12 protein-coding genes are annotated in these 12,587 nt (G+C 68.2%); 9 read left to right on the top strand and 3 right to left on the bottom strand.

What is annotated here, in order from left to right; genetic code table 11:
* Positions 1-51: 51 nt before the first annotated feature.
* From ACQHI0_RS19435 to ACQHI0_RS19420, 4 genes are all read left to right on the top strand, one after another.
* Positions 52-474: an uL11 family ribosomal protein gene (locus tag ACQHI0_RS19435; RefSeq protein WP_427903285.1), complete on the top strand. Its 423-nt coding sequence runs from the start codon at positions 52-54 to the stop codon at positions 472-474.
* Positions 475-659: 185 nt separating this feature from the next.
* Positions 660-2,261: a serine/threonine-protein kinase gene (locus tag ACQHI0_RS19430; RefSeq protein WP_427903284.1), complete on the top strand. Its 1,602-nt coding sequence runs from the start codon at positions 660-662 to the stop codon at positions 2,259-2,261.
* Positions 2,262-2,351: 90 nt separating this feature from the next.
* Entirely contained in the window at positions 2,352-3,497 is a 1,146-nt protein-coding gene (locus tag ACQHI0_RS19425) for a serine/threonine-protein kinase (RefSeq protein ID WP_427903283.1), read from the top strand.
* 43 nt (positions 3,498-3,540) lie between these two features.
* The gene (locus tag ACQHI0_RS19420) at positions 3,541-4,503 is read left to right on the top strand and encodes a LysR family transcriptional regulator (RefSeq protein WP_427903282.1); all 963 of its coding nucleotides are present in this window, start codon (positions 3,541-3,543) and stop codon (positions 4,501-4,503) included.
* A gap of 64 nt (positions 4,504-4,567) precedes the next feature.
* Here ACQHI0_RS19420 and ACQHI0_RS19415 read toward each other — a convergent pair whose 3' ends face one another.
* The gene (locus ACQHI0_RS19415; protein ID WP_427903281.1) at positions 4,568-4,837 is read right to left on the bottom strand and encodes a DUF2631 domain-containing protein; all 270 of its coding nucleotides are present in this window, start codon (positions 4,835-4,837) and stop codon (positions 4,568-4,570) included.
* Positions 4,838-4,932: 95 nt separating this feature from the next.
* Between ACQHI0_RS19415 and dxr the strand changes: the two genes are divergently transcribed.
* The 5 genes from dxr (at position 4,933) to ACQHI0_RS19390 (ending at position 11,631) form a co-directional block, all read left to right on the top strand.
* Positions 4,933-6,114, top strand: a complete 1,182-nt coding sequence (dxr, locus tag ACQHI0_RS19410) for a 1-deoxy-D-xylulose-5-phosphate reductoisomerase (protein WP_427903280.1) — start codon at positions 4,933-4,935, stop codon at positions 6,112-6,114.
* 39 nt (positions 6,115-6,153) lie between these two features.
* On the top strand, positions 6,154-7,350 hold the full coding sequence (locus ACQHI0_RS19405) for a M50 family metallopeptidase (protein WP_427903279.1): 1,197 nt from the start codon (positions 6,154-6,156) through the stop codon (positions 7,348-7,350).
* Positions 7,351-7,572: 222 nt separating this feature from the next.
* Positions 7,573-8,727: a flavodoxin-dependent (E)-4-hydroxy-3-methylbut-2-enyl-diphosphate synthase gene (ispG, locus tag ACQHI0_RS19400; protein WP_427903278.1), complete on the top strand. Its 1,155-nt coding sequence runs from the start codon at positions 7,573-7,575 to the stop codon at positions 8,725-8,727.
* An 85-nt stretch (positions 8,728-8,812) separates the two neighbouring features.
* Complete coding sequence (locus ACQHI0_RS19395; RefSeq protein ID WP_427909226.1) at positions 8,813-9,667, top strand: GNAT family N-acetyltransferase; 855 nt, start codon at positions 8,813-8,815, stop codon at positions 9,665-9,667.
* Positions 9,668-9,840: 173 nt separating this feature from the next.
* Positions 9,841-11,631: a penicillin-binding transpeptidase domain-containing protein gene (locus ACQHI0_RS19390; protein ID WP_427903277.1), complete on the top strand. Its 1,791-nt coding sequence runs from the start codon at positions 9,841-9,843 to the stop codon at positions 11,629-11,631.
* Here the strand turns inward: ACQHI0_RS19390 and ACQHI0_RS19385 are convergent.
* On the bottom strand, positions 11,625-11,822 hold the full coding sequence (locus tag ACQHI0_RS19385) for a hypothetical protein (protein WP_427903276.1): 198 nt from the start codon (positions 11,820-11,822) through the stop codon (positions 11,625-11,627). The two genes, ACQHI0_RS19390 and ACQHI0_RS19385, sit on opposite strands and share 7 nt — an antisense overlap.
* A 265-nt stretch (positions 11,823-12,087) precedes the next feature.
* Entirely contained in the window at positions 12,088-12,585 is a 498-nt protein-coding gene (locus tag ACQHI0_RS19380; protein WP_427903275.1) for a peroxynitrite isomerase, read from the bottom strand.
* Positions 12,586-12,587: the final 2 nt, after the last annotated feature.

The following is a 12,587-nucleotide window of genomic DNA, read 5'->3' as shown; positions in this document are numbered from 1 at the left end:
GGCGTTATCGTCGCGGGACCGGATCGACGCGCGCGTCCGAGAGCGTTGACTATGGCGCGCGAAACAGCCTCTGTCACAGTCACTCTCGAGCTCGAAGCCGGCAACGCCTCGCTGATGGTTCTCGGCAAGATGCTCGGCCCCACCGGCGTCGCGCCCTTCGAGGTCAAACGGCGATACGACGCCGCCACGGCAGACAAACGCGGCGAGATCATCCCCGCGGTCATCACGATCGACGCCCGCAAACGCTGGACCATGCGTCTCAAGACCCCACCCACGCCATCCCTGATCCGCACAGCCCTCGGCCAGCAGGGCTCCCCACAGCCCGGCCACAAATCGGTCGGCGCGCTCAGCCGGGAACAATTGCGCCGCATCGCTATTCGAAAGCTTCCCGACCTGAACACCACCGATGTGGCGGCGGCGATGCGCATCGTGGCAGGCACCGCGCGGTCGATGGGCGTGCGCGTCGAGGACTGACCGCGGTGTTGCGAACGCGGCGGTTCATCCTGGCTCTGCGCCGCACGCCCGGCCTTGGTGTGTCCGCTCCGCCGTGTCCGCCGATGCGGGCCGTCTGCGCCGTCGTCGTCTGTAGGCGTTAGGTTGGTCGCGGCCGGCATCCGGAGTCGGCTGGGGACCGATTCGATCGGACAACGGGGGAGACCATGCTGTCGAGAGGTGATGTCTTCGCCGGGTACGCGATCGAGCGTCAGCTGGGGCGTGGCGGGATGGGGTCGGTGTATCTGGCCAGGCATCCGCGCTTGCCGCGGCACACCGCGCTCAAACTACTGAACCCGGAGTTGTTCGCCGACACCGAGATTCGTGCCAGATTCGAACGCGAGGCCGACCTCGCGGCGCAACTCGAGCATCCCAACATCGTCACGGTATACGACCGCGGCGCCGATGACGGCCGCCTCTGGATCAGCATGCAGTTCGTCGACGGCGTCGACGCGGCGACCATCGAACACCCCGTCCCCGCCGACCGTGCCCTGCGCATCGTCGAGGCCACGGCGGCCGCGCTCGACCACGCACACCGCAACGGCGTCCTGCATCGCGACGTGAAGCCCGCCAACATCCTGCTCGCCGACATCGACGGCAAAGAACGCGTCCTGCTCACCGACTTCGGCATCGCCCGCCCCCGCGACGACGTCCACCACCTCACCCAGACCGGCTCGTTCACCGCCACCCTCGCCTACGCCGCCCCGGAACAACTCACCGGCGCCCACCTCGACCACCGCGTCGACCAGTACGCCCTGGCGTGCACCCTGTATTCGTTGCTGACCGGCGTCGCCCCGTTCGACGCGACCAATCCGGTGCTGGTCATTCAGGGGCACCTGCACTCGCCGCCACCGTCGCTGCGCGCCCGCCGATCAGATCTTCCCGCAGCTCTCGACGCTGTGCTGGCCCGGGCGATGGCCAAACGTGCCGTCGACCGCTTCGACTCCTGCGCGGAATTCGCTGCCGCGGCGCGAAGGGCGCTGAGCGAAACCGGCGCGCAGCCAACGGTGTTCGCCGCGCGGTCGATGCCGCAGTTCCCGGACCCGAATCACCACCCTGGCGGTCCGAGTGCTGTGCCCCAACCGTATTCGGGGTACGCGCAGCCCTCATACGCCGCCCCCGCGCCGTCGTACCCAGGTCGCCCGATGCCGGTGCGGCGGGACAGCCGGACACCGATCGTCCTGCTTGTCGTGCTGGCATCGGTGCTCGGCGGGGGGTATTGGGTGTGGCAGGACGAGACGTCCCCGGTCGCCGACATCTTGCAGCGATCACGAGGGCACAAGGACCTGGATGCCTTGCATGAAGCCTTCCCGCAGATGGTTCCCGCGGGCTATGCGGACGGGCGCGGATACCACCGACAGTGCTCGGCATCGTTGAAGCCGCAGGGGTACGACGATCCGTGGATGAAGACATTCGACGGTTTTCAGGCGAGACGGAGTTGCTCGGATGAGCTGGTCGTCGATACCCACTACGTGTTCTACACCTACCCCACGGCCGAGGCCGCCACTGCTGTCGTCGCCCGCTTCCGCCAGGAAACGAAGGACTGGGGCCAGGCATCGACCGGTACCCGCACCGACGATCGCAGGGAGCAATCGACCGATGGCCGGTATTCCGGCTCCGCCATAGTTTCCACGTTTTCCGAACCGGCCCGCGCCCGCTGGGTGCTGGTGTTCTACCGCGGTTCCGGCAGCAGTCCACACCCGGGCTTCACGGTGGAGGCGAATATGCCGATCCTGATCGCCGACGTCGCGAGCTTTCCGCTGGGCTGAGTTCACCCACACACCGATGCCCGCAACGCCGCGAGCGGCGTTTTGGTAGGGTCCAGGCCGTCGGACGTTGAGCGAGATTCGGGGGTCAGAGTGATTTCTGACGGGACGGTGTTCGCCGGATACACGATCGACCGGCAGCTCGGGCAGGGCGGTATGGGGTCGGTGTATCTGGCCAGGCATCCGCGGCTGCCCCGGTGGACCGCGCTGAAACTGCTGAATCGGGAACTGTTCTCCGACAAGGAGATCCGGGCCAGGTTCGAACGGGAAGCCGATCTGGTCGCCCAGCTCGATCATCCCAATATCGTGACCGTGTTCGACCGCGGGGTCGAGGGCGATCAGCTGTGGATCAGCATGCAGTACATCGACGGGATCGATGCCTCCTCGCTGGATCCGCACAGCTTGCCGCCGGACCGGGCGCTGCAGATCATCGGTGAGACCGCCGCCGCGCTCGACTACGCGCATCGCGCGGGTGTGCTGCACCGTGATGTGAAGCCCGCCAACATCCTGCTGGCGCGTTCCAGCAGCCAGAAGCGGGTGTACCTCACCGACTTCGGGATCGCGCGGCTACGCGACGACTCGGGCCACCTGACCGAGACCGGTTCGTTCACCGCCACGCTCGCCTACGCCGCGCCCGAGCAGCTCACCGGCGCGGCACTGGACCACCGCGCGGACCAGTACTCGCTCGCGTGCACGCTGTACACACTGCTGACCGGCAGCGCGCCCTACGAATCGACCAGCCCCGCCGCCGTCATCACCGGACACCTGCAGTCGCCCCCGCCGCCGGTGAGTCCGCGTCGCGCCGGCCTGCCGCCGGTGCTCGACGCCGTCATGGCCCGCGCGCTGGCCAAGCGACCCGCCGACCGGTTCACCTCGTGCGAGGAGTTCGTGGAAGCCGCGCAGCGAGCGGTCCGCACCGGAACCACCGGTGCCAGCCCGCTCGCCCGGCCGACCTCGGGTGCGCACGCTCAGCCGTTCGTCGGCATGTCGCCCATGCGCCCGGTGAGCTCGACGGGCACGCCGATCCCGCCGTACAACCCGGCGCCGCCGATGCCACCGCGGATGCCGCAGCCACAGCCGCAGTACGCGCCACAGCCGCAGTACTGGCAGCAGCCGGCCCGGATCCCGAATCCGCCACCGCAGAGCGGCGGCTGGGGATCGGCACTCGGCACCTACGTGGTCCTGGTGGTCGTGGTCATCGTGATCGCCGGAGTGATCGCGCTGCTGGCAAACCTGTGATCGGAGCACCGGGCTGATCGGCGGGTGCCATATTCTGGTCAGAATGAGCGACTTCGACGTCACCGCCGCCGACACCATCGACCTCGACCGGTTGCGCCGTTTCGTCGCTGTCGCCGAGGAGCTGCACTTCGCGCGCGCCGCCAAGGCCTTGCGGATTCCACGGCAGGCACTGAGCGCCACGGTGATCGAGTTGGAGGCCGAGCTCGGCACCCGTGTCTTCGTACCGGGCGCCTCGCCCACCCAGCTCACCGACGACGGCAACGCCCTGCTCGTGCGCGCCAGAGACCTGATCAGGGCGCAGGAGCAAGCCGAGCGGGAGCAGAAGCCCGACGCCCCCGCGAGCCTGCGGGTGGGTTTCGTGCCGGGGGTGACGGTGTCGAAGTGGGCGCGGATCTGGGGCGATCGACTGCCGGACCATCCACTCGAGGTCGTCGGCGTCGCGCAGGGTGAGCAGGAGTCGGCGTTGCGCGAGGGCCGCGTCGACGTGTGCTTCGTGCGGCTGCCCATCGATCGGACCGCGACGAACGCGATCCCGCTGTGGCAGGAGACACCGGTCGTGGTCGTGCAGAAGGACGACGCGCTGTCGCTGCTCGACTCGATCAGCCCCGCGGATCTGGCCGCCGAAACGGTCCAGGAGGCAGCCGATCTCGATCAGGCCGTCGATACCCTCGCACTGGTCGCCGCGGTCGGCGGCGCGGCGATCATGCCGCAGTCGATCGCTCGCCTGCACCACCGCCGCGACCTGGTCTACCGCCCGATCAGCGACACCGAGTTCACCGAGATCGCGCTGGCCTGGCCGACCGGGACCGACACCGAACTGCTCGAGGAGTTCGTCGGCATCGTGCGCGGCCGCTCGGCCAACAGCTCGCGCGGCGGCGTGGCGGAACCGGAACAGCGCACCGCGGCGCCCGCTCGCAAGCCCGCGGCGAAGAAACCCGCGGCCAGGAAACCGGCGCCGAAGAAGCCGGTCGCGCGCGGTCGCAAACCGGCCCGGCGCGGCCGCTGATACACGAAAACGCCTGCGGCGCACAGTGATTGCCGCAGGCGTGGACGTTGTGGTAGTCGAAGCGCTACTTCGGCATCCGCTGGGTGAGCGAATCGACGATCATGATGAGCGCCATCAGACCGGCCAGGCTGATGAGGAAGATGTCCTCGACGTGACCCTGGTGGTTGCCGATGGTCATCCCGAGCAGAGCCACGACGACGACCCAACCCGCGATGCGGAAGGTCTTGCGCGACTCACCGCTCCAGCCCCATGCTGCCGAGGGCACCTCGGCGGGGTCGACGCTGGTGGCGACGGCACGCTCGGTGCTGGCTTTATCGAGGTCCGTGGCTGCCACGATCGCTCCTAAGGGCTCGAGTTCTGGTTGGGCGAGTGAGCATATCGTGGCATACGACCGTCCGTCGTAGCCAGCAGCCCTGCCACAATGGGCCCGTGTCCCACCCCGCAACGCGTGCCACGCACGACAGTTCCCCGTCCACCGATCGGGTGAAGGTGCTGCTTCTCGGCAGTACCGGTTCGATCGGTACCCAGGCGCTCGAGGTGATCGCCGCCAACCCCGACCGCTTCGAGGTGGTCGGCCTGGCGGCGCGGGGCGGCAATCCCGCCCTGCTCGCCGAGCAGATGGCGGCGACCGGCACCCGCAATGTCGCCGTCGCCGACCCCGCCGCCGCCGAGGCGCTCGATCTCGAACTCGGCGGACCCGACGCGGCCACCGAGCTGGTCCGCCGCACGGAGGCCGATGTGGTGCTCAACGCGCTGGTCGGTTCGCTGGGTCTGGAACCAACGCTGGCCACTCTGCACGCGGGCACGCGCCTCGCGCTCGCGAACAAGGAATCCCTGGTGGCGGGTGGTTCCCTGGTGACGCGCGCGGCCGCACCCGGTCAGATCGTGCCCGTCGATTCCGAGCATTCCGCACTGGCCCAGTGCCTGCGTGGCGGTCGCGCCGAGGAGGTGGATCGCCTCGTCCTCACCGCGTCGGGCGGGCCGTTCCGCGGCTGGACCACCGAGATGCTCGAATCCGTGAACCCCGCCGAAGCCAAAACCCACCCGACCTGGTCGATGGGCCCGATGAACACCCTGAACTCGGCCTCGCTGGTCAACAAGGGACTGGAACTGATCGAGACCCATCTGCTGTTCGGTGTGCCCTACGACCGCATCGACGTCACCGTCCACCCCCAGTCGATCGTCCACTCGATGGTCACCTTCACCGACGGCTCGACCCTCGCCCAGGCCAGCCCCCCTGACATGAAACTCCCGATCGCCCTGGCGCTCGGCTGGCCCGACCGCATCCCCGGTGCGGCCGCCGCCTGCGATTTCGGCACCGCGTCCACCTGGACCTTCGAGCCGGTCGACGACGAGGTCTTCCCCGCCGTCCGCCTGGCCCGGCAGGCAGGTGAAGCGGGCGGCAGCGTCACCGCGGTCTACAACGCCGCCAACGAGGTCGCCGTCCAAGCCTTCCTCGACGGCGAGATCACCTTCCCCATGATTGTGCGCACCGTCACCCGCGCGGTAGAGGCCGCCGACCGCTGGCACGCCGAACCGGATACCCTGGACGACGTCCTCGCGGCCGACCGCTGGGCACGGGAGTACGCCGCGAAGATCATCGCGTCCTGACTCGCTCGTTCGGCCGCCAACAAACACGGCAGGGAGAACATGGTTTTCGCGCTGGGGTTCGCTCTGTTCGCCCTTGGTATCACGATCTCGATCGCGCTGCACGAGTGCGGGCACATGTGGACCGCGCAGGCCACCGGCATGAAGGTGCGTCGCTACTTCATCGGCTTCGGGCCGAAGGTGTTCTCGTTCCGTCGCGGTGAGACCGAGTACGGCCTGAAGGCGCTGCCGCTCGGCGGTTTCTGCGATATCGCGGGCATGACGGCGCTCGACGAGCTCGAGCCGGAGGAAGTCGACCGGGCGATGTACCGCCAGTCGACCTGGAAGCGCCTGGTCGTGATGTTCGGCGGCATCGGCATGAACTTCCTGCTCGGGTTCATCCTGCTGGTGGTCCTGGCGATCGGCTGGGGGCTGCCGCAGCTCGAGCAGCCGCCTGCCACCGCGCTCGGCACCATGAGCTGCGTCGCGCAGGAGACCCCGGAGAAGACCCTCGCCCCCTGCACCGGCGACGGCCCCGCCCAGCGCGCCGGGTTGCAGCGTGGTGACGTGGTGAAGGCCGTCAACGGCGTCGAGGTGAGCACCTGGGCACAGTTCCAGGCCGAAACCCAGAAGCAGACCGGCACTTTCACCTACACGATCGAACGCGACGGCACCACGCTGACGGTTCCGGTCACCCCGGAGCGGGTCGTGCGCTCGCCCAAGGAAGGCCCGAGTCGTGAGGTGAGCGCGGTGGGGGTCGGTCCCGACTACGCCGAGCCGAAGCAGTACGGCCCGATCGCGGCGATCCCGGCCACCATCTCGTTCACCGGCGACTTCTTCGTCGAGACGGTGAAGTCCTTGGCGAAGATGCCGCAGAAGGTCTCGGCACTGTGGGAAGCCGTCACCGGCGGCGAGCGCGACCCGGAGACCCCGGTGAGCGTCTACGGCGCCAGCCGCCTCGGTGGCGAGACCGCCGAGCGTGGCCTGTGGGGCATGTTCATCATGATCCTGGCCAGCCTGAACTTCTTCCTCGGCGCGTTCAATCTGCTGCCGTTGCTGCCGCTCGACGGCGGTCACATCGCGGTGGTGCTCTACGAGAAGGTCCGCAACACGATCCGAGGCTGGTTCGGCAAGGCCCCCGCGGGCCCGGTCGACTACCTCAAGCTGTTGCCGCTGACATATGTGGCAGTAGTGATCGGTGGTGCGTTCATGCTGCTCACGCTGGCCGCCGACATCGTCAACCCGATCAGCCTGCGGTAACATTCGCGGCTGTCGCCGCGGGTCTTCGGCCTCGTCACCCCGAATCCGAGGGGCGATACCGCGCCTGCGGCGTTCCGTCTCGCCCCTCGGATCCGGGGCGGCCGAAAACCGCGATGCATTCACTGTCGTGGCCCTCACAGGGCGGCGGGTCACTCCGCGCGACTAAGCTCGGCAACATACACCCGGTCAATCCGAGAACCGTACGAAAGAAGGCAGCCGAACGTGACCACCACAATCGGATTGGGGATGCCAGCCGCCCCCGCTGCTGTTCTCGCACCCCGGCGCAAGACCCGCCAGCTGATGGTCGGCAATGTCGGCGTCGGTAGCGATTCGCCGATCTCGGTGCAGTCGATGACCACCACCAAGACTCACGACATCAACGCCACCCTGCAGCAGATCGCCGAGCTCACCGCCTCGGGCTGCGACATCGTGCGAGTTGCCTGTCCGCGTCAGGAAGACGCCGACGCGCTCGCCACGATCGCGAAGAAGTCGCAGATCCCGGTGATCGCCGACATCCACTTCCAGCCGCGCTACATCTTCGCCGCCATCGACGCGGGCTGCGCCGCGGTGCGCGTGAACCCGGGCAACATCAAGGAATTCGACGGTCGCGTCGGCGAGGTCGCCAAGGCCGCAGGCGCCGCGGGCATCCCGATCCGCATCGGCGTCAACGCCGGTTCGCTCGACAAGCGGATGCTCGAGAAGTACGGCAAGGCAACGCCAGAGGCGCTGGTGGAGTCGGCGCTGTGGGAGGCGAGCCTGTTCGAGGAGCACGGCTTCGGCGACATCAAGATCTCGGTCAAGCACAACGACCCGGTGATCATGGTCGAGGCCTACCGCCAGCTCGCCGCCCAGAGTGACTACCCGCTGCACCTCGGTGTCACCGAGGCGGGCCCGGCGTTCCAGGGCACGATCAAGTCGGCGGTCGCCTTCGGCGCGCTGCTCAGCGAGGGCATCGGCGATACGATCCGCGTTTCGCTCTCGGCCCCGCCCGCCGAGGAGATCAAGGTCGGCAGCCAGATCCTGCAGTCGCTGAACCTGCGCCCGCGCAAGCTCGAGATCGTGTCCTGCCCGTCGTGTGGACGCGCCCAGGTGGACGTGTACACCCTGGCCGACGCCGTCGCCGCCGGTCTGGACGGCCTGGAAGTGCCGCTGCGCGTCGCGGTGATGGGCTGCGTCGTGAACGGGCCGGGCGAGGCTCGTGAGGCCGACCTCGGAGTCGCCTCCGGTAACGGCAAGGGCCAGATCTTCGTCAAGGGCGAGGTCATCAAGACCGTGCCCGAGCATCTGATCGTGGAGACCCTGATCGAAGAGGCGATGCGCATCGCCGAGGAGATGGGCGAGCAGCCGGGCGGCGAACCGGTCGTCACCGTCAGCTGAGCCGGGCAACTCTCGGTCAGGCGTCGGATTCGGCGGACCCGTACCGCTCGGCGTGCTTTCGTGGCAGGCTGGTGCCGTGCGGAGTCTGCTGGAGCCGACGCGACGGTCCAAAACCGCTCCCGCGCGCCCGGTGGCCGTGCGAGATCTCGGCGAAGTGCTGCGCGTCCTCGACGCCGACCCGGTGGCGTCGTGCATGATCGCCGCCCGGGTGCAGGAATTCGGGCTCGATACGCGCAGTGGTGTCGGTGAGCTGTGGAGTCGCGGCGGACCGGCCGACTCCCTGTGTTTCTCCGGTGCCAATCTGGTTCCGCTCCGCGGTGACCAGCAGGCCTTACGCGCGTTCGCCGATCGGGCAGGCCGCTGGCCACGGGTGTGTTCCTCGGTGGTCGGCAGGCAGGAACTCGCCCTCCCGCTGTGGGAGATGCTGCTTCCGTCGTGGGGTCCCGCCAGGGAGTTGCGCGCCGACCAACCGCTGCTGGCACTCGCCCAACCCGCCACCGTGCGCGCCGACGGGGGCGTGCGCCGGGTACGGCCCGACGAGATCGACCGCTACCTGAGCGCCGCGATCGCCATGTTCATCGAAGAAGTCGGCATCGACCCGCGCGCAGGCGACGGCGGCCGCGGCTACCGGCGGCGGATCAACAGTCTCATCGAATCCGGCAGGGCCTGGGCACGTTTCGAAGACGGCGAGGTCGTCTTCAAGGCCGAGATCGGCGCGCTGTCGCGGCGCACCGGCCAGATCCAGGGCGTGTGGGTACATCCCGAATACCGGGGTGCCGGCGTCGGTACCGCGGGCACCGCCTCGGTCGCCAATGCTGTTGTGGCAACAGGCCGTACGGCCAGCCTCTACGTCAACGACTACAACCGCATCGCCCGCCGCGCCTACAGCCGCGTGGGTTTCCGCCAGATCGCCACCTTCGCAACTGTCCTGGTGGACTGAGTTTTTTGCGGCTGGTGCCGCGGGTTTGCGGCCTGTTCCCTCGATCTTCCCTCCCTCCGGGTACTCCTTCGTCGCACCCTCCGGTCAGTCCAGATCGAGGCGGCCGCAAACCGTAAGGGCGACACCGTGTTGCGCCGAGGTCAGCGGGCTGTTCGCCGCTACGATCGGTGCCGATGAGGACACGGATGCTCACCACGTGCGCGGTGGCCGCCCTCGCCGTTGCGGCGACCGCCTGTTCTTCGGGTGCCCAGGGGCCGGTGCCCGCCGCCGACGCCTTCGCGGCGGCGTTCGCCGAACACGATCTCCCCGCGGCCGCGGCGCTCACCACCGCACCCGAGAAGGCAACGGCGGCACTGACTTCGACGTGGCAGGCGTTGCAGGCGGAGAAGTTGTCGATCCGCACCGGCGACGCGCGCGTCAACGGCGACACCGCGACGGTCGACTACACCTACGAGTGGACCCTGCCCAAGGGCCGCCAGTGGACCTACTCCGGCGAACTGCAGATGGGCCGTAGCGACGGGCGCTGGCTGGTGCGCTGGAGCTCCGCCGACATCCACCCCGAACTCGGCGACACCCAGAGCATGGAGCTGCGCACCCGCCCCGCGCCGCGCGCCAGGGTGAACGAGGCGGCGGGCAGTGACGTGCTCGTGCCCGGCAAGGTCTCGCGGGTGAAGTTCACCGTGGCCGACGCCCCCGACCCGAGCCGCGTCGCCGGTGCGCTCGCCGCGGCGCTGAGCCGCATCGACCCCGTCGCCTACACCCCGCAGTCCATCCTCGCCGCGGCGCGCAAAACCGACGGCGCGCACACTGTGATCCTGCTCAACGAATACGAGGCCGAGACCATCGGTGGCGAACTGATCGGCCTGCCCGGTGTGACCCTGACCCAGGAGTGGGACATGGTGGCCACCGACCGGAAGTTCGCGCCCGACCTGCTCACCCAGGTCCGCAAGACGGTGATCGCCGAGGTCGACGGCAAGGCGGGCTGGAGCGTGGTCACCCGCAATGCCGACGGCGCCGATCTCGCTGTGCTGCACGAGGAAGCGGCCGAACCCGCGCCCTCGTTCGCGCTGAGCATCGACCGATTCGTCCAGAATTCCGCCCAGCACGCCGTCGATCTGCGCACCGAGCAGGCCATGATGGTGGTGCTGCGCCCGTCGACCGGCGCGATCCTCGCGGTGGCCCAGAACAAGTTCGCCGACCGCGACGGCCCGGTGGCCACCAGCGGCCAGTACCCGCCGGGCTCGATCTTCAAGACGGTCACGGCGTCGGCGGCGATGGCATCGGGCCTTGCCACACCCGACACCGTGCTGGCCTGCCCGAGCAGCACCATCATCGGCGAACGCACGATCCCCAACTACAACATGTTCACGGTGGGCGACGTGCCGATGGCCACCGCCTACGAACGCTCGTGCAACACCACCTTCGCCAGGCTGGCCAGCAAACTCGAACCCGATGCGCTCACCGAGGCGGCGGCGCGCCTCGGCGTCGGCCAGGACTACAACGTGGAAGGTCTGCCGACGATGTCCGGTTCGGTGCCGAAAGCCGAGGGGCTCGTCCAGCGCGCCGAAGACGGCATCGGCCAGGGCCGAGTGGTGGTGAGCCCGTTCGGGATGGCGGTGATGGCCGCGACGGTCGCGCACGGTAGCGCGCCGGTGCCGTATCTGATCGCGGGCAGGCCGACCGAGGTCACCGGTGAGCGGCCCGCGATCGCGCCGGAGGTGGTCGAGGGACTGCGTTCGATGATGCGCATGGTGGTCACCGGCGGCACGGCCGAACGCATCAGGGATCAGGGCGAGGTCTACGGCAAGACCGGCGAGGCCGAGGTCGACGGGGGTTCGCACTCGTGGTTCATCGGGTATCGCGGGGATATCGCGTTCGCGACACTGCTGGTCAAGGGCGGCAGCTCCGACAATGCGGTCGCCACCACCCGGGATATGTTCGCCGCCTTGCCCGCAGGCTACTGAGTCGCCAGCAGACCCCGCACCACCGCGAGTGACGTGCTCTCGGTATGGGATGACGCCGTGTCGTGCAGCACGTTGTAGCTGACAACGGGCTCGGGCGCGGCCCCCATGGCCGCGCCGTCGAGGACGTCGATGGCGGCCGCGCCGCCGAGGATCATCCCCGCAGTGGTCAAGATCAGAGTGGAACGCCTCATAGTTCGTCTCCCTCATTCAGGGTTTCGACGTGTTCGCGGGGCAGTCGTTCGATTGTCTGGGGATTAGCTGATGCATAACCGTAGAACGATGGTTACTGCGGCAACAGGCGGCGTCAGTAAGCGACACACAATTGTTGCCCTATGTGCGGGCGTGTTCGAACACAACCGCTACCGCACCGTGATGAAAAGGTGAATTATCGGTTTCGATCGCGCAAATGCGCTGATCAGGGGTCATGTTCGGGTAAATTGCCGAATTACACGTGACTCAGCCGCGTTGCAGAGTTGCCGCTAGATGGTGTTGCAAAGATTCGCCGACAGCCGCCATCCGCAGTGTGTACTCGATCATGTCGCCGGTCACATGGAACGATCGGCCGACCGCGGTAACCCGCTTCGCGGATTCGCTCAGACCGATATTCGTGGAGTTCAATTCCAGGCGAATTCCGTCGACCGTTTCGGTGATCGTGCCTTCGCAGATCTCGGTGATTCCGGTCGGATGGGCGAGGATCAGTTCGACCCGGCCGGGCGCCGGGCTGCGCAGGTAGCCGGTCTCCGCGTGCAGTGGGCGACCGTCGGAGCCCGCCTTGGTCTTCTGCCGGTAGGTGAGGAACGGCCTTCCGAGGTGCCCGAAGGTGATCTCCTCGACGTAGTCGAAGGACTCGATCGTCGGATATTCGCCCCTGCCGCGGCCGCGCCAGGTACCGAGTAGTGGTGCCAGAGCGGCGATGTCGGGATGCGGGGCGATGTTGGGGGAGGGTTCGACCACGG

The sequence above is a fragment of the Nocardia sp. FBN12 genome (assembly GCF_050320175.1).
GTDB lineage: Bacteria > Actinomycetota > Actinomycetes > Mycobacteriales > Mycobacteriaceae > Nocardia.
The sequence above is the reverse complement of the archived record's forward strand: the minus strand, read 5'-3'. Positions and strand labels throughout refer to the sequence as shown.

What these genes read in the sequence shown, in the direction of transcription:
- ACQHI0_RS19435 (WP_427903285.1), top strand. Translation starts at nt 52, where the DNA reads ATGGCGCGCGAAACAGCCTCTGTCACAGTCACTCTCGAGCTCGAAGCC.
- ACQHI0_RS19430 (WP_427903284.1), top strand. Translation starts at nt 660, where the DNA reads ATGCTGTCGAGAGGTGATGTCTTCGCCGGGTACGCGATCGAGCGTCAG.
- ACQHI0_RS19420 (WP_427903282.1), top strand. Translation starts at nt 3,541, where the DNA reads ATGAGCGACTTCGACGTCACCGCCGCCGACACCATCGACCTCGACCGG.
- ACQHI0_RS19405 (WP_427903279.1), top strand. Translation starts at nt 6,154, where the DNA reads ATGGTTTTCGCGCTGGGGTTCGCTCTGTTCGCCCTTGGTATCACGATC.
- ACQHI0_RS19390 (WP_427903277.1), top strand. Translation starts at nt 9,841, where the DNA reads ATGAGGACACGGATGCTCACCACGTGCGCGGTGGCCGCCCTCGCCGTT.
- ACQHI0_RS19385 (WP_427903276.1), bottom strand. Translation starts at nt 11,822, where the DNA reads ATGAGGCGTTCCACTCTGATCTTGACCACTGCGGGGATGATCCTCGGC.